The organism is Brevibacterium sp. UCMA 11754 (assembly GCF_021532275.1).
Classification (GTDB): domain Bacteria; phylum Actinomycetota; class Actinomycetes; order Actinomycetales; family Brevibacteriaceae; genus Brevibacterium.
In genome coordinates, this window is the sequence record NZ_JACBOT010000023.1 from 158286 (window position 1) to 175859 (window position 17574).

15 protein-coding genes are annotated in these 17574 nt (G+C 60.8%); 7 read left to right on the plus strand and 8 right to left on the minus strand.

Translation table 11 applies throughout. The features are described from left to right. Nucleotide 1 precedes the first annotated feature (1 nt). The 8 genes from HX613_RS11840 to HX613_RS11875 all read right to left on the minus strand — a co-directional run bounded on the left by HX613_RS11840 (nucleotide 2) and on the right by HX613_RS11875 (nucleotide 8537). Complete coding sequence (locus tag HX613_RS11840; RefSeq protein ID WP_235345514.1) at nucleotides 2–1156, minus strand: acyl-CoA dehydrogenase family protein; 1155 nt, start codon at nucleotides 1154–1156, stop codon at nucleotides 2–4. A 4-nt stretch (nucleotides 1157–1160) separates the two neighbouring features. Next, nucleotides 1161–2324 (minus strand): CaiB/BaiF CoA transferase family protein, encoded by a 1164-nt coding sequence (locus HX613_RS11845; protein WP_235345515.1) that lies wholly within the window; start codon nucleotides 2322–2324, stop codon nucleotides 1161–1163. 57 nt (nucleotides 2325–2381) lie between these two features. Then, entirely contained in the window at nucleotides 2382–2909 is a 528-nt protein-coding gene (locus HX613_RS11850; protein WP_235345516.1) for a MaoC family dehydratase, read from the minus strand. Nucleotides 2910–2985: 76 nt separating this feature from the next. Further along, nucleotides 2986–4275 (minus strand): MFS transporter, encoded by a 1290-nt coding sequence (locus HX613_RS11855; RefSeq protein ID WP_235345517.1) that lies wholly within the window; start codon nucleotides 4273–4275, stop codon nucleotides 2986–2988. A 74-nt stretch (nucleotides 4276–4349) separates the two neighbouring features. Continuing rightward, nucleotides 4350–5819, minus strand: coding sequence for an amidase (locus HX613_RS11860; protein WP_235345518.1), 1470 nt, complete (start codon nucleotides 5817–5819; stop codon nucleotides 4350–4352). A 649-nt stretch (nucleotides 5820–6468) separates the two neighbouring features. Continuing rightward, nucleotides 6469–6798 (minus strand): putative quinol monooxygenase, encoded by a 330-nt coding sequence (locus HX613_RS11865; RefSeq protein WP_127361772.1) that lies wholly within the window; start codon nucleotides 6796–6798, stop codon nucleotides 6469–6471. 73 nt (nucleotides 6799–6871) lie between these two features. Next, nucleotides 6872–7657, minus strand: a complete 786-nt coding sequence (locus tag HX613_RS11870) for an acetoin reductase (RefSeq protein ID WP_235345519.1) — start codon at nucleotides 7655–7657, stop codon at nucleotides 6872–6874. A gap of 109 nt (nucleotides 7658–7766) precedes the next feature. Beyond that, nucleotides 7767–8537 (minus strand): IclR family transcriptional regulator, encoded by a 771-nt coding sequence (locus tag HX613_RS11875; protein WP_235345520.1) that lies wholly within the window; start codon nucleotides 8535–8537, stop codon nucleotides 7767–7769. Between the two features lie 150 nt (nucleotides 8538–8687). Between HX613_RS11875 and HX613_RS11880 the strand changes: the two genes are divergently transcribed. The 7 genes from HX613_RS11880 (at nucleotide 8688) to HX613_RS11910 (ending at nucleotide 17570) form a co-directional block, all read left to right on the plus strand. Beyond that, entirely contained in the window at nucleotides 8688–9263 is a 576-nt protein-coding gene (locus HX613_RS11880) for a hypothetical protein (protein WP_235345521.1), read from the plus strand. Next, on the plus strand, nucleotides 9263–10864 hold the full coding sequence (locus HX613_RS11885; RefSeq protein ID WP_235345562.1) for a GMC family oxidoreductase: 1602 nt from the start codon (nucleotides 9263–9265) through the stop codon (nucleotides 10862–10864). The genes HX613_RS11880 and HX613_RS11885 overlap by 1 nt, the downstream gene beginning before the upstream one ends. 11 nt (nucleotides 10865–10875) lie before the next feature. After that, complete coding sequence (locus HX613_RS11890) at nucleotides 10876–13764, plus strand: FAD-binding and (Fe-S)-binding domain-containing protein (RefSeq protein ID WP_235345522.1); 2889 nt, start codon at nucleotides 10876–10878, stop codon at nucleotides 13762–13764. 70 nt (nucleotides 13765–13834) lie between these two features. Beyond that, on the plus strand, nucleotides 13835–14593 hold the full coding sequence (locus HX613_RS11895; RefSeq protein ID WP_235345523.1) for an HpcH/HpaI aldolase family protein: 759 nt from the start codon (nucleotides 13835–13837) through the stop codon (nucleotides 14591–14593). A gap of 286 nt (nucleotides 14594–14879) precedes the next feature. Further along, complete coding sequence (locus tag HX613_RS11900; RefSeq protein ID WP_235345524.1) at nucleotides 14880–15737, plus strand: ABC transporter permease; 858 nt, start codon at nucleotides 14880–14882, stop codon at nucleotides 15735–15737. A 20-nt stretch (nucleotides 15738–15757) separates the two neighbouring features. Further along, nucleotides 15758–16777 carry an ABC transporter substrate-binding protein gene (locus HX613_RS11905; protein ID WP_235345525.1) on the plus strand — a complete coding sequence of 340 codons (1020 nt, stop codon included), beginning with the start codon at nucleotides 15758–15760 and terminating at the stop codon, nucleotides 16775–16777. A gap of 13 nt (nucleotides 16778–16790) precedes the next feature. Next, on the plus strand, nucleotides 16791–17570 hold the full coding sequence (locus HX613_RS11910) for an ABC transporter ATP-binding protein (RefSeq protein WP_235345526.1): 780 nt from the start codon (nucleotides 16791–16793) through the stop codon (nucleotides 17568–17570). Nucleotides 17571–17574: the final 4 nt, after the last annotated feature.

Below are 17574 nucleotides of genomic sequence, written 5' to 3' on the forward strand. Positions count from 1 at the left end.
ATCAGATGTGGGTTCGACCGGCGAAGATGGATTTGGCGATGACAGTGTTGAGGACGTCGTTGGTGCCCTCGCCGATGCTCATGAGCGGAGCATCTCGGTAGAGTCGCTCGATTTCGTATTCCTTCGAATAGCCGTAGCCTCCGTGGATGGACATGGCCTCGATGGCCGATTCCAGAGCGACTTCGGAGCAGAAGACTTTGGCCATTCCGGTCTCCGCGTCGGCGCGACCCTTAACGAGGGACTGGGCGGACCAATACATCAATTGTCGTGCGGCCTGCACACGTGTTGCCATTCTGCCGATCCGCAGCTGGATAGCCTGGAAATTGGAGATCGCCTGTCCGAACGATTCGCGCTCTTGGGCATAGGAGACCGACTCTTCGAGCGCGCGCTGTGCGATACCGACCGAGCGGCCCGCGATATTCACCCGGCCCCACTGCAGTGCTGAGAGCACCTGCTGCATTCCGCGTCCCTCGACCCCTCCGAGCAGTGCACTCTCGTCGACCTCGCAGTTGTCGAAGAGGATCTCACAGCTCTCGGGGCCCTTGTATCCGAGCTTCGGTATGTCCTTGGTGACTTCGAATCCGGGGGTGCTGGCCTCGACGAGGAGGATGCTCATTCCACGGTGCGCGGGAGTCGTGTCGGTGTCGGTCTTGACGAGGACGGGAAGTGGATCGGCATGTCGTGCGTTGGTGATCCACATTTTGGACCCGTTGATGATGTACTTTCCGTCGACTTTCTTGGCTGTGGTCTTGATGCCCTGCAGATCAGTGCCGGCATCCGGCTCGGTAAGTGCGAGAGCCGTCCGTCTTTCTCCCGAGGCCAGCGACGACAGATACGTGGACTTCTGTTCCTCGGTTCCGTGTTCGGCGATCATCTTCGACGCCATGGTGTGGCTGCCGAGAACACCTGCGATTCCCATCCACCCGCGAGCCAGTTCTTCGAAGACGATTCCGAAGGAAATAGGGTCGATGCCCAAACCATCGTGTTCTTCGGGAATCGTCAGCCCAAAGAGGCCCATCTCCTTGAGCTTGTCGACGATGTCGGTCGGGTACTCACCCGAAGCCTCCATCTCCCTGGCGACGGGGATGATCTCCTTATCGACGAACGATCGCAGGGACGTCTTGAAGTCATTTTGTTCCTCGGTGAGTTCGAACATGGTTTCAGGCTCCTTTGCTGTTGGTAGACGTGTCGAGTTCGGCCAAAAGTTCGGCTCGATGCTCGTCGATCTGCGGTGCTGCTCGGTTGGCATCGAGACGGGGGCCGACACGGGGCGCAGTGGCGATATTGCTGATCGAACCCCATCGCTGGTGATCGGTATCGAAGACAAGTCCGCGTTGAGCAACAAGGGGGTCCTGCAGGGCCTCGGCCACGCTTTTGACCTTGGCGACCGGAACGCCTGCGGCCTCAAGCCGGTCCACCCATTCGTCGGCCGTGCGCTCGATGAACGCCGCTTCGAGAATTGAGAGCAGCTCGGTCTTGTTCTCGATTCGGCGGTCGAAGCTGGAGAATCGTTCTTCTGCCAGCCTGTCGTCTCCGACCACTTCGGTCAGTCGGCGGTAGAACTTCTCTTTGGCACAGCCGACGGTCAACCATCCATCACTTGCTTCGAACGCCTGGAACGGAACGAGGGAGGGGTGCGATGATTTCGTCGTCCTCTGAGGTTCGAACCCTTCATTGAGGTGCCAGTTGCCGACATAGGACAGCATTGACACGGCGGTATCGAAGAGGCTGAGATCGCAGTCTGTCCCCACCCCGTCACGACGGGCCGCGTGCACTCCGGCCAGCATCGAGATCGCTGCGACCAGTCCGCCGCTGAAGTCGACGAGGGACAAGCCTGATTTGGTCGGTGGCCCTTGAGGTTCCCCGGTGATGTCCATCCACCCGGCGGCTGCTTGGAGCATATAGTCATATCCCGGCCTCTTCGCGGCGTCGCCATCGCTGCCGTATCCCGACAGCGTGCAGCAGACGACCTGAGGGTTGATATGGCGCAGGGAATCGTAGGTGATGCCGAGCTTGGCGGGGACATCGCCGCGCAGGTTCGAGTACACGACGTCTGCCGTGGCGACGAGGCGGGTGAAGACCTCACGGTCGTCATCATCGTTCAGGCTCAGCGCGATGCTGCGTTTGTTGCGATTGAAGGACTCGTAGAAGAGTGAATCAGTGCCTTCGCGGTACGGAGGCACATAGCGTCCGATGTCGCCACCTGAGTTCGGGTCTTCGATCTTGATGACGTCCGCCCCGAGGTCGGCGAGCTGCATTGACCCCCAGGGGCCAGCTCCGTATTGTTCGACGGCGATGATGCGAATGTCTTCGAGCGGTTTCATCTGTCTGCACCTATTCCCTGTGAGTTCGTGTGTATTGGAGAAGTGATCACCGTGTGCTCAGCTGTAATCGGTGACTGCATCGGTCGATTTGGGGAAGTAGTCTTGGCCGATTCCGCTCTCTTTTGTGGCGACCATGACCGAGCGCTTCCACGTGACGACAGTTGTTCCCTCCTGATTGAGTCCTCTGGTGGTCATCGAGATGATCCCGGCGTATTCCCGTGACTTCGAGCGGCGAGCTTCTGTGCAGACGCTCTCGGCGTACAGAGTGTCGCCGACGTAGACGGGATGACGGAACATGATGTCGGTGAACGCGAGGTTCGAGATCGCGTTCTGACTCATGTCGTACACGGTCAGTCCGAGGACGAGTGCAACGGTCAGTCCGGAGTTGACGATGACCTTGCCGTCGGTGATCGGGTTCTGAGCCGCGAAGTGTTCGTTGAAGTGGTTCTGGTTCGTATTCATCGTCAGATTGGTCAGCCAGACGTTGTCGGCATCGGTGATGGTCCGGCCGAAGGGGTGCTGGTACTCGTCTCCGACGATGTAGTCCTCGAAGAAGCGACCGATGATGGCGTCGTGAGTGGTCATGTGGTGATGTCTCCTATTTCGAGTGTGCGTCTGGGTTCGTTGGGCTGAGTGAGTCGGATTCGATGGTTGCCGGCCCTCAGGCGATGTCCTCGAGGCTGCGTCCACGGGTCTCGACTGGGATGAGGAGGACTACGACGATCATGCAGACCGCCATGGAGCAGACGAAGCTGATCGGACCGAAGATCCCGAATGTGACGAAGAGTCCGGACATGACGAAGGGCACGATGATTGAGGCCCCGCGAGCGAAGGTGTAGGAGATGCCGGTTCCGCGCAGCCGATACCGTGTCGGATAGAGCTCGGGCATGTAGGAATAGAGCACGAAGGTCACGAGAGTGTAGATCGCGGTGACGAGCAGGAGGCCGATGATGACGATCAACACGATCGACTGAGCAGCGGCGTAGGCCAGTCCCAGGGGAATGACGATGATCGAGAAGGCGATGATCGCGGTGCGCCTGTTCATTCGGTTGATAAGCAGGAGACAGACGAGTCCTCCTCCCGGGGCGCCGAGCGCCATGGCCGTGGTGTAGCCGAGCGAGTGTGAAACGTCGATGCCCTGCTCGACGAAGAAGGTCGGCATCCAGGAGATGAACCCGTAGACGAACATATTCACGCCGACCGCGACGACCGTACCGAGGATCGCCAGTTGCCAGAAGGGGCGTCTGGCGGTCACCTTCGACTGTGTCTGTTCGGCCGTGGGAGCATGAGGATTGTTCTTCAGCGTCGTCGGTGACAATTTCTCGAACTGTTCGACGACCGCCTGTGCTTCTTTCAGACGGCCCTTGACGACCAACCAGCGTGGAGATTCGGGGCATCGCTTCCTGGCGATCCAGACGATGACAGCGAGGACCGCGCCGATGATGAACATCCACCTCCACCCGAAGTTGGAGATGACCACTGCGCCGATAGCCGAGGCGAAAAGAAGCCCGGAATTGACGAGGATTCCCAGAAAAGCAGTCCACCGACCTCGGCTGTGAGGGGGAACGAACTCGCCGAGGATGGCCGCAGCAAGGACGAGTTCTGCCCCGAGTCCGATGCCCATGATGAATCTGGTGCCGACGAGGAACTCGAAGGTCGGCGCAAATGCGGCGGCGAATCCGGCGATGGCGAAGATGAGCAGATTGAGTTGGTAGCTCATTCGGCGTCCGAATCTGTCGCCAATGAATCCAGCTGTCGCGGCGCCGAGGAGCATACCGAAGAACGTCATGGACATGAAGATCGCGATTTCGTGTACGCCGGCGAACCCAGTTGAGATCAGTGCCGCTGACACACCGGCCGCGACATAGACGTCGTAGGCATCGATCATCGCCCCGGCGCCGATATATGCGAAGAGCTTTTTGTGTTCCCGGTTCGTTGTGAGCGCGTCCATTCGCGCTCCGATCTTCATTTCTTCGAGATTGGTGTCCACAGACATCGTTGTCGTGCCTTTCGAAAGGGGGTGTGTTATCTGACTATTTGTGAGATCGCTTGTGCGCGATCGAGCAGCTCCCGATCGTCGAATGGTCTGCCGATGATCTGCAATCCCGGCGAGAGTGAATCGGCAGCTTCGGGGAGGGGGATCGTGATTGCTGGAAGTCCGAGGTAGTTGATGACTCGTGTGAAGCGGCTGGCTCGCATGTAGTCATCTCTGCACTGCTGGCTCGACATGTCACCGTTGTCCGGCGCTTTCGGGGCCAGGATCGGACTGGTGGGAGTCAGGAGGAAACGTGAGCCCGCCATGACAGTCTCGACGAATTCGTCCTGCGCATCCGCCTGGCAAGCGATCGCATCCGCATACTCAATGGCGGAAATTGCGGTTCCGCGGATTGCTCGCGACAGCACCTGATCTCCGAGGAGACTCCAGTCCCAGTCGAGGATTCTGCCGATGTTGCGTGCCGCCTCGACGCTGACGATGGCCACGGATCTGCGGTTGAGTTCGGTGTCGTCGAAATCGACGCTGGGCGCGGTTCCTTGTTCAATCGCCTGAAGTGCAGCCGAATAGGCCCGGGTCACGTCCATGTCGCAGACGCGTGAGGCTGTTTCGGCCGACAGATGAGAGACCTGAGATTCGTTCGCCGGATGATTCGCGTCGAGCCTGTGGCGCGACTCCGGGGCAACGGTGTCGGCATCGTCGAAGAGAACATTCGCTGTCGTACGCACGGTGTCAACGTCGGGGGCTATGAGTCCGATCGTGTCCAGTGATTCGGAGAGGGGCAGGAGGCCTACGTGGGAGAAGAGTCCATTGCTGGGTTTGTAGCCGACCAGTCCGCAGAAGGCTGCTGGAAGTCGGACAGATCCACCGGTATCGGTGCCCAGGGACACATCGCTGGCGCCCGTTGCGACGGCGATGGCCGAACCACTCGAGGACCCACCTGATAGGTACCGTCCATTGCGAGGATTGATCCCGTCGCCAAGCCAATGATTGTGTCCCGTCGGGCTCATGGCGAATTCGGCCATGTGATTGGCTCCGACGAGTGTGCCACCGGCGGATTCGATCGCGAGCAGCAGCGGTGAGGTGCAGTCCGACTCTCTCCTATTCAACGATGGGCTCCCCGCTGTGAGAGGGAAGCCCATGATGCCGATATTGTCCTTGTGAGTGAACCGAATGCCTTCGAGCGCTTTGCTGGTGGCCTCTTCTGCGATGACCGGACTCGTGGTGTACCTGCGCAGGATTCCAGTAAGCGTGGAATCATGCGAGGTTTCAACCCATTGGGTCCATTGCTCGTCGGTGTCGCTGTTGTCCTGACCGGTGAGGTCCTGGCGCAGCCACATGAGAGGCTTCGGGCGAGAGAACGAGTTGTCGATTTCGTCGGCGGACTCTGACAGAAGACGGGTCGCCCGCTCTGTGCCGTTTGATTCGAGGAGTTCATTGACTGCGGTGCTGATGCGCACCGACGAGTGTGCCGCCACATGAGTCCTGGCGTTGGTGTTCAAGTCTCACCGTCCTGTTCGTAAACATCAGCACTCCGCAGCATTGCGATTGCTGGTCCAGTTCCGAGTTCTCGTCGGCGAGTACCCGAACCATCTGACAGATTAGAGCTTAAACCTATGATGTATTGCCGTCAATGGTCAGAATTAGCGCGATGGTGGCAAGAAGGTGAAGTGATACATCAGATCAATAATAGATATTGCGGGAATCTGCCGAGTGTTGGGGCCACGGCACAGCAACTCACAGGAGGGCGCGATGGCTGCAAGGAAATTTCTGCCGAACCCGAGAGGAAAGCTGCGTTGACCACTGTCTTCGTCTGAGCTCCTGCCCCGATTCGCAGACAAGGAGGCTCGCGGGCTTACGCGCTCGCAGTCGAGGTCACGTTGTGTCAGCTGCCCTTCGAGCGCGGTGCCTGTGTGCCCAGCAGGTGCCTGTATTTTCCGATTGCGAAGTTCGCTGCGCCCGAAGGCGTTCTGGACGAATGGGTCGAGATGCAGGGGGCGTGCCTTCCATCCCTTTCGGTGATTGCAGCTCCGCCGGCAGAATGGTCGCAGGGTTGCATCCTTTTGAAGCACAAAGTGATGCAGGAAGCGGACCCTCCGAACTGCTCGGAGGGTCCGCTTCGTCACGGAAATTCAGCTGAGGTTCAGCAGGTCAGCCGACCTGAAGCTCTCCCATCTCGTCCCAGCCCTCACCGTCGATCTGGCGAGAGATGATCTTCGGAGTGGACACGAGGGCGCTGTTCATCGGTCCGCCGTCTGCGGTCGCCTTCTGGAAGTGGTCGGACTTCACGTGCGCTTCGGCAGCGTCGTCATCGAAGGCTTCGACGAGCACGTACTCATTGGGGTCGTCGAGGCTGCGTGACCAGTCGAACCATTTGTTTCCCGGCTCGGCTCGTGTCGCCTCGGTGAACTCCTTGGTGATCTGCGGCCATTCCTCGGCCTTCTCGGGCTTGACCTGGAACTTGACGACGATGAAAATCATTTGGATCCTTTCGTAGCTGATTGGGTTGGCGGGGTCTTCGCCAACTCTGGTGCTGGTGTAGGCGCGGTGTGTCTCAGGAGAACTGCATGCCGCCGTCGACGAGCACGGTCTGGCCGGTGATGTAGTCCGAGTCCTCGCTGGAGAGGAACGATACGAGGTTCGCGACATCCTCAGGAACCGATACACGTCCGAGGAGGATGTCTCCCGCGTACTTCTTGATCGCTTCCCCCTTGGCCAATCCCTCCTGTTCTCCGAGCTTCTCATCGATGAGATCCCACATCGAGGTTCCCACAATGCCTGGTCCGTAGGCGTTGACGGTGATCCCGTGTTTCGCCCATTCCATCGCGGCGCCCTGCGTCAGTCCGCGCACAGCCCACTTCGTGGCCGAATAGGGTGAGAGCAGTGCGAACGGGCGGAAGGCGACGATCGACGCCGCGCCGATGATCTTTCCGCCGTTGCCCTGTTCGATCATCTGCTTGGCAGCGGCCTGGTAGGACAGGAATACGCCGGTGATGTTGACGTTGAGGATCTTCTCGAAATCCTCTTTCGAGTAATCGATGAGGGGTTCGACCTGAGCGATGCCGGCATTGGCCACGAAGACGTCGAGCTTTCCGCCGACCTCGACGGCGGTGGCCACGAGTGCTTCCACCGAGGCCTGATCGGTGACGTCGACCTCGGCTCCGGTGGCTTTGCCGCCGGCGGCTTCGATGGTCGATACCGTCTCCTGTACTCCCTCCTGCATTGTGGGAAGGTCGGCCACGATGACGTGATGTCCGTCGGCACCGAGGCGCTGCGCGATGCCCTGTCCGATTCCTCGTGCTGATCCTGTGACGACGGCGATGCTGTTGGTTGTGCTCATAGTTGTACCCCTTCGTGTCTCGTCCTTGAGTGAGCACGATCAGTCTGTGTGGGAACGGACCGAAGAGAATACAGGCGTTCTCATGTGACGAGAAACTGAAATGGGCGCCTCAGGAGGCCTCTCGACGGGTGCCGCCGCGCAGATACCTCGAACACAGCCCGGCATGCTGACGCAGGGTCGACTCGAGTACCTTCATCCGTCCGTTCGCCTTGCTCGACGGGGTGCTCACAGCGATCGCCCCGACCTGCATGCCGGTGCCGTTGCGGACGGGAACCGCGGCGCAGGTCTGCCGTGGCAGGAACTCGTCGTGTTCCCACGCGATGCCTCTGGTGGCCACCTCTTCCAGATGGATGTCGAGAAGATCTCGCCGCACGATCGTATGTGGAGTGAGCACCTGCATCCCACGCGCGTCCAGGTACTCGGTGCGCTGAGCCTCGGGCATGGCCGAGAGCAGAATCTTGCCGAAGGCAGTCGCGTGGGCAGCCTCATGGAAGCCGAAGCGCAAGGGACGGAGCCGCGGATGCTTCTCGCAGTCGGAGGAGTAGGTGAGCAGAATGTCCGACCCACGATAGATCGCGAAATAGGCGGCCGTGCCAAGACTGCGATGAAGCTCATCGGTGATCTGGCGGATGGGGTGCGGTGCAACGAGACGCTGCTGGAAGGAGAGCCCGAGTTCAAAGCACTTCGGCCCGAGCTCGAAGCACTTGTCTTCCTTGAGATAGACGAGGTAGTTGCAGTCTTCGAGTTCGTGGAGCAGGCGATACACCGTGGGAAGAGGGATCTCCAGACGGTTGGCCACGGTCTTCGCCGAGGCGCTGCCGGAAGCGGACACCGCCTCGAGCACGGAGAAGGTCCGATGGATGACAGCACTGTTCGACATTTGCGCTCCTATGATTATCGCCTCGCGAGAATAAGGATAGCGGCTGGTGTTACGGATCACATAGGTTGCTTGTGACCGGTTCGGCAAAGGTGCCCGGGACCAGCGAGACATCAGCACCGGGACACCAGAAGAGGAGCAAAGGAGCACCAGATGGCATTCCCCGCCAAATTTCCGTCGCTGAATGCGATGGAGATGACCGATGAGGCCCGACAGACTCTTGTCAGAGTTCTGCGTGTGGCGTTTCCACATGAGAATTTTCCCGATGGCCCGTACGAACGGACTGCCGACAAGATCCTTGTCGAAGCCGATGCCGAGACCTGGTTTCGGGTCGCGCTCATCCAAGGACTGCAGTCACTTGACCAGCTCTCCGACAAGAGCTTCTGCTCACTCAATGACGATGAAGCACTGCGGGTGCTGCGCCGCGTCGAAGGCACGGAGTTCTTCGGGTTCGTCCGCCGCACCGCAGCGCTTGGCCTTTACGACGATGAAGAAGTGTGGGAGATCCTGGGGTACCAAGGGCCGTCGTTCGACCTCGGCGGCTATGTCCATCGAGGATTCAACGATCTGGACTGGCTGCCCGAACCACGCATCCTCTATCCGGAGGGCGAGGACCTGCCGGAACTCGGCCCAGGTGCACACCTGGGACCGCAGACAGTCAACGTGGCAGACGAATCGACGAATCAGCCGAGCGCTGAGCAGGCCGAAATGGGCGAGGTGAAGAAATGATGGCAGCGAAACCAGCGTCCGGCGGCAGTGTCACCGGCTACAGCATCGACCAGAACGACGAGGCAGTCGTCATCATCGGATCCGGCGCCGGAGGCGGCACACTCGCGTATGAGCTGACGGCCAAGGGAATTCCCGTCGTCGTCCTCGAAGCAGGTCCCCATCTGGGACATGACGATTACGTCAACAACGAATGGGAAGCGTTCAACCAGATGGCCTGGCTGGATCCACGGACGACGACAGGATCGTGGCGAATCGCGCAGGACTTCCCCAACCTGCCGGCATGGATCGTCAAAGCCGTCGGAGGCACGACGACCCACTGGTCCGGAGCCACCCCGCGTTTCAAAAATCATGAGTTCCGTGCCCGCAGTGCCTACGGACGCATCGAGGGAGCCAATCTCCTCGACTGGCCGATCACGCTCGAAGAGATGGCTCCGTACTACGACCGAGCCGAGAAATCGATGGGTTCGACTCACGTCCACGGACGTCCGCCCCTGCCAGCGAACAACAACTACAAGGTCTTCGCCAACGGCGCCAAGGAGGTCGGGTACCGCTACTACGCCACTGGCCCCTATGCCACCAATGCCGAGGAATACGATGGCCGTCCCGCTTCGATCCAGGATGGCTTCAACTTCCAGGGAGACAAGAACAAGTCGAAATGGTCGACCCTGGTCAGAGAGATCCCACGAGCAGCGGAGACGGGCCTGCTCGATCTCCGTCCCGATTCTCAAGCTGTCCAGATCACCCATGATTCAGAAGGGAACGCCGACGCCGTCCTCTACCTCGACGGGGAAGGAAATCTGCAGCGTCAGGCCGCCAAGCTGGTGTGCGTGGCCGGAAACTCGATCGAAACGCCCAGGCTGCTGCTCCTCTCGGGCACACCGAGCTTCCCCGACGGGCTCGCGAACTCCTCGGGACAGGTGGGGCGAAACTACATGCGCCACCTCACCGGGACAGTGTGGGGGCACTTCGACAAGCCCGTGCGAATGTACCGGGGCGAGACCATGGCCGGCGTCATCGCCGATGAGTCGATCCACGATCCCGACCGCGGATTCGCAGGAGGCTACTACATGGAGACGATCGCACTGGGCCCGGCCTTCATGTCGGCATTCGTCGAGCCCGGCGCCTGGGGCCCCGACTTCGCCGCGCTCATGGATCGCTACCTCAACACGGCTGGCATGTGGATCGTCGGAGAGGACCTGCCGCAAGAGTCCAACCGGATCACACTGAACACCACGGTCAAGGATCAGTACGGTCTTCCCGTACCGAACGTCCACTACGACGATCACGCGAATGACCTGGCAATGCGCGAACACGGCTACGCTGCAGGCGAGAGCGTCTACAGGGCGGTCGGGGCACAGACCTCGCATCGGACACCGCCGTATCCGTCGACGCACAATCTGGGCACCGCGAGAATGAGCGAACGACCTGAGGACGGCGTAGTCGACAAATGGGGTCGCTCCCATGATGTGAAGAACCTCTTCATCTCCGACGGTTCGGTCTTCACCTCAAGCGCGGCGGCCAATCCGACTCTGACCATCGTCGCACTGGCGATCCGGCAGGCCGAATACATCGCCGAACAGCTGCGGACTCAGCAGCTTTAGGAAGGAACCACATGTCCCTGCTTTCTCCCGCCGACACGGGACTCATCGATCATCTGCGGGCCGCAGCTGATGAGGTCGGCACCCGTGCCAGCGACCGGCTGGCCACCGCACACGACGCTTCCCACTACCTGCTGACACCGCAGGCCGTGGTGAAGCCGCGGAACCGCGAGGAGGTGACGGCACTGTTCTCGGCCTCACGGCAGAGCAGAGTGCCGATGACCTTCCGCTCCGGTGGGACCAGCCTGTCCGGGCAGTCCGTCTCGGGCGGGGTGCTCGTCGACACGAGAAGGCATTTCAGGGACATCGACGTCCTCGACGACGGTGCCCGGGTCCGCTGCGGGCCCGGGGCCGTGGTCAGGGCTGTGAACGCGCGGCTGCTGCGGCATGGGCGCAAACTGGGGCCGGACCCGGCCAGCGAGATTGCCTGCACCATCGGCGGAGTCGTCGCCAACAACTCATCCGGCATGGCCTGCGGGATCGAAGCGAACACCTATCAGACGCTTGACTCGCTCGTGCTCGTCCTTCCCAGCGGAACCGTTCTCGACACCTCGGCGGCAGACGCTGATGAGCAGCTGCGGCGACGGGAACCAGCAATTCACGCGGGTCTGGCCGAACTCCGAGATCGGATCCGGACCGACGTCGAGGCGGTCGCGCGGATCACGCAGCTCCACTCCATCAAGAACACCATGGGCTACGGCCTCAACTCGTTCCTCGACCACGATGACCCGGTGCGCATCCTCGAACATCTGGTCATCGGCAGCGAGGGGACACTCGCCTTCGTCGCCGAGGCGACCTTCCGCACCGTGCCGCTGATGGCCCACGCCTCGACAGGTCTGCTCGTCTTCGCCGATCTGCCCACGGCCACCTCGGTGCTCCCGGAGATCATCGCCACCGGTGCTGCCACCGTTGAGCTCCTCGACGCCACGAGTCTGCGGGTCGCCCAACGAGACGAGAAATGTCCGGAAGAGATCCGGGACCTCAACGTGGACTCGCACTGCGCCCTGCTCGTCGAATTCCAGGAGGAGACTGAGGAAGGCCTCGGCCGGGTCGTGTCTGCGGCGCTGCCGGTCTTCGACACATTCTCACTGAGCCGACCAGCCGAGCTCACGATCGATCCGCGGCGGCGATCGGCGCTGTGGCACACCCGCAAAGGGCTGTTCACAGCCGTCGCCGGCAACCGTCCCTCGGGCACCGCGGCACTGCTTGAGGACATCGCGGTTCCGGTCGACCGCCTCGGCGAGACCTGCACTGCTCTGAGCGAGTTGTTCGAGCACTACGACTACGCCGATGCCGTGATCTTCGGGCACGCGAAGGACGGCAACATCCACTTCATGATCACCGAGGAATTCGGTAGTGGAACCGACGGCGAGGACTTCGACCTCGACCGGTACGCGGCATTCACCGAGGAGATGGTCGATCTTGTCCTCTCACGTGGGGGAACGCTCAAGGCCGAACACGGCACGGGGCGGATCATGGCACCGTTCGTCAGGCGCCAGGTCGGTGACGATCTCTACGCAGTGATGACACGGGTCAAGGAACTGGTCGATCCGCAGTCCCTGCTCAACCCGGGTGTCCTGCTCAGCGACGACCCGAAGGCGCATCTGCGCGATCTCAAGACCACCCCGACCACAGAGGAGGAGGTCGACCGCTGCGTCGAATGCGGGTACTGCGAGCCGGTGTGTCCGAGCCGCGATCTCACCCTGACCCCGCGCGAACGCATCGTTCTGCGACGCGAGATCGCCCGCGCCGAGGCGGCAGGGGACGAGGAGCTGACCCGGACCCTGCGCAGTGAGTACGACTACGACGGGATCGACACCTGCGCCGTCGACGGCATGTGCCAGACGGCGTGCCCGGTCTTCATCAACACCGGGGATCTTGTGCGCAGGCTGCGGCAGGAGAACACGAACGCGATCGAAGAGACCGGCTGGAACACTGCTGCCAAGACGTGGGGGCTGGTCAGCTCGGTTGGGGGAGCGGCATTGAGCTCGGCGAAGGCGATGCCTACGCGGCTGCCCGCGGCGGCCACGGGCATCGGTCGCAGGCTTCTGGGTGATGACACTGTACCCAGCTACTCCGCTGATCTTCCGGCCGGAGGGTCTAAGCGTGTGGCCGTCTCGGCGTCGAATCCGGACGTCGTGTGGTTCTCCAGCTGCACGAACACGATGTTCGGTCCCGAAGACGGCGGCAGCGGTGATGGGGTGGCCGGTGCCTTCCGTCGCCTGTGCGAACGAGCCGGGATCTCGCTGCGCACGCCGCGGGGCATTCCCTCCTTGTGCTGCGGCACCCCGTGGAAGTCGAAGGGGATGGCCGAAGGATTTGCCACGATGCGCAAGTATGTCCGCAGAGAACTGTGGAAGGCCACCGATGGCGGACGAATCGCCGTCGTCTGCGATGCGTCCTCATGCACAGAGGGGCTGCGCGTGCTCCTCGGTGACACGAAGGACGGGGCCGACGCAGGGGACGGGGCCGACGCAGCGGAGGAATTCGAGATCATCGATGCAGTGGCCTTCGCCAAGCAGACGCTGCTCCCCGCACTGCAGGACCGAGGTGTGCTCTCGACCGAGCATCGTCTGCCGTCGATCACCCTCCACCCGACATGCTCGTCGACCCAACTTGGAATCAACGAGGATCTGAGCGCGCTCGCCGGATCCGTCGCCGATGAGGTCAGCGTGCCCGATTCCTGGGGGTGCTGTGCCTTCGCTGGGGACCGGGGCATGCTCCATCCCGAACTCACCGCCTCGGCGACGAAGGACGAAGCGGCCGAGGTCGAATCGATCAGCGCGGACGTTCACGCCTCGACGAATCGGACGTGCGAGATCGGGATGACACGGGCGACGGGGAAGCCGTATCGCCACATCCTCGAAGCACTCGACGATCTCGTGGGACAGTCGAGTATTTGATGCAGTACTGGGATGATCCGGATGCCGGGCATCCCTGGCAACTGCGAGCCGCGTGTGATTCGATGCACATATGACTGAAGCATTGAAAACACATCGCGCTCGCCTCGCCGCTGGAGAGGTCTACAACGGACTGTGGATGATGTCGACGAGTCAGGAACTCGCGAAGATCGGATCGGCCGCAGGGTATGACTACGTGTGTCTCGACATGCAGCACGGCTTCACTCGTCCCACAGATATTCTGCGGCTCACAGATGCCATCCGTGCCAGCGGATCCGCCCTGGTCACTGCCCGGGTTGCGGCGAACCGCTTCACAGAGATCGGCATGCTCGCCGATGCCGGAGTTGAAGCCGTCATTGTCCCGTTGGTCTCCTCCGTCGCTGACGCCGAGGCGGCAGCCGCTGCACTCGACTACCCGAGCCGAGGCGGCGACCGCTCTTGGGGCCCGACCGCCGAACTCATGCACAATGCGGTGCAGGACACTCGCGACGAGCGCCCACTGCTCTTCGTCATGATCGAGAACAAGGAGGGCCTGGCCAGCGTCGAGAAGATCTGTGAGGTTCCCGGAATCGACGGCGTCTATGTCGGCCCCGCAGACCTCGCGTTCGCCGTCGATGCTCTGCCCGGTCAGCCCAATGACGCCCACGCCGAGGCGGTCGCCCGGATCCGCACGGCAGCTGACAAAGCCGGCATCATCCCAGGCATCCACTGCGGTGATGGTGCGGAGGCCAGGACTCGCAAGGAACAGGGCTTCCGATTCATCACCTCGGCGGGGGATATCGGTGCTGCCGGACGTGCCTTCCGGGAGGAGCTGGCGACAGCGCGGGGCTGAGCGTGTCCGTGCTTCTTGCGTAACAAATGCTGGCGGTCGGGGATTTCGGAATTGCGATCCGGGGCCCCGACCTCCTTCTGTCATCTCGGAAATGCATGATGATCCATGCAGAAGCGACGCCAGGAGACTCAATGCTCAGCCATTCCTTCAGGGTATTGAAAAATGCGAAAACAATCTTGGACATGCATCGTTACGTCACGAATACTGGAATGCATCACAGTAGTTCCACGTCACAAATGCACTGCCAATGTCGTTCATGGACCAGGACCCAATGGAGGGATCGCCGATGACAACCACACCTCGCATCGAAGCCGATGCAGTTCAACACGTGGAAGCCGGCCCACCACCGGTGAGTCCGCCGAAACCGCCGAAGCAGTCCCTGATCAAGTCTGAGTCAGTCTCTGCAGGCATCAAAGCAGTCGTGGGGCTCGCCGCGTTGTTCGCGCTCTGGGAGCTTGTGGTCGTCATCTTTGACTTCCCGAAGTATCTGCTGGTCGGTCCGCTCTCTGCATTCGAGGAGCTTTTCACCAATCCTGGCTATTTCGCGCTCAATGCTCTGACCACCTTGCAAGAAGGCCTCGCGGGCTTCGCCCTCGGTACAGCGCTGGGTGTTCTGTGCGGGGCGCTGCTCTACTATGCCTCGTTCCTTCGGCCCTTCCTCTACCCGGCACTCATCGCCATCGATACGATTCCGAAGGTCGCGCTGGCGCCCCTATTCATCGTGTGGTTCGGCTTCGGCTTCGAATCGAAGGCCTTTGTGGCCATGGCCATCGCATTCTTCCCGCTCGTCATCAATACATTCGACGGGCTCAACTCGGTGCCCCACGAACTTCAGGATCTGGCGCGTATCAACCGTGCATCGAAGCTGAAGAAGATGATGAAGATCGACTTCATCTATGCGCTTCCCTCGATCTTCACCGGCGCGAAGATCTCAATCTCGCTTGCCGTCGGCGGTGCAGTCGTCGGTGAGTTCATTGCGGGCTCCAAGGGACTCGGCTACGTCATTCTGCTGGCCAACGCCCAGGTGGACCTGCCGTCGATGTTCGCAGCCTTCATTGTTCTTGCAGCCATTGCTCTTCTGCTCTTCTTCATCATCGACCTGGTGTCGAAGAAGTTGCTGCCGTGGAAGAACTACACGAAATGAGGCGCGGAACGATGCATATCATGAAGAAGCTTCTTGTCGCTCCGCTCCTCCTTTCCGTCGTGGGTCTGGCAGGTTGTGCGCCCGAGGACGGTCTCGATGACTTCAACCTCATGGTCGACGTCGCCTATCTGCCCAAGCACGCACCGTTCTTCGCCGCCGAGGCGCAGGGGTTCTTTGAAGAAGAAGGCTTCGACGTCTCGCTCATGCCCGGGTCGGGTTCGACGAACACGGTGACCTCGGTCGAGACGGGACGAGTCGATGCCGGTTGGGCCGACTTCGGCGCAACGATCCTCAGCCAGGGCAAAGGAGCACACGTCAAACAGGTGAACCTGCTCCAGGCGCGCTCGGCATACGCGACGATTGCCCTCGAAAGCTCAGGTATCGAATCCTGGGAGGACATGAAGGGCAAAACCGTCGCCACCGAAGGCGCCGGAGCCATGACGGCCATGTGGCCACTCGCAATCGAACGGAGCGGACTCAAAGAGGAAGACGTCAACGTAGTCCACGCGACAGGTGAGTCGAAGATACCCGGACTTCTGGCAGACCGGTGGGATGCAAACCTTGCCCTCTACGTGTCGGATGAGCCAGCGCTCATGGCGTTGGGTGAGAAGGCGAACATACTCAAATGGTCCGATGTGGGAATCGACCTCTACGGCAACGGAATCGTGGTCTCAGACGACTCTCTCGCCAACGAGCCTGAACGAGTCAAGAAATTCAACAGGGCCATGCAGAAGGGTTTCCTCTGGGCATGTGAGAATCCAGACCAGACCGCCGAAGACTTCACAAAGGAAGTCCAGGGCTATGAAGCAGACACCGTGACCTATGCTCTCAAGTCTCAGTGCGAACTCAACTGGGCCACCGGAGATGCCGATGATCAGTTCGGCACGATGAGTGACGACGGCGTTCAGCAGATGCTCACCGTGGCCAGCGACTTCCTGGGCCTCGGAGATTCGACCGAGCTCACGGTCGATGACATCTATTCCAATGACTACATCGATCCGATTCGCCACGACGAAGACGTAGCGGCGCCCACCAAGTGAATGGAGAATGACCATGACCGCTGATTACGCGATTTCAGTCAACAACGTCGGCAAGACCTACACCTCCCGAGACGGTCAGGAGAACGTGGTCCTCAAAGATCTCGATTTCCACGTCAACCCCGGAGAGTTCGTCTCGATCGTCGGGCAGTCAGGCAGTGGAAAGACCACACTGCTCAACACCATCTCCGGACTCCAAGACGCCACGGAGGGAGAGATCCTCATCCGTGGTCGCGAGATCAGCGAGGCTCTCAAGGATATCGGCATGGTGTTTCAGAGCCCGGTGCTCCTGCCCTGGCGCAACAACCTTGACAACGTGCTGTTGCCCCTGGAGTTTCGTGATGCCGTCACTCCGGATTCCAAGGACTATGCCATGGAACTGCTGCACATGGTCGGACTTGGGGAGAAGGCGACCCGATACTCCTATGAACTCAGTGGTGGCATGCAGCAGCGAGTCGCCATCTGCCGGGCATTGGTTTCGCGTCCGGAGATCCTGCTCATGGACGAGCCCTTCGGTGCCCTCGACGCCATGACACGAGATTCGATGAATTTCGAGATCCAACGCATTTGGCGCCGTACGGGCTGCAGTGTCCTCTTCGTCACCCACAGCATCTCCGAAGCGGTGTGGTTGGGGGACCGCGTTGTGGTAGTCGGCGACCGTCCCGGACGCATCATCGCCGACGTCAAGATCGACATCGAACGTCCGCGCGCGAAGGAGCACAAGTTCTCGGAGGACTTCGCCCACTATGTCGCGGAAATCGAATCACACATCGGAGTGACGGCAGGAATCAGCTGAGCGG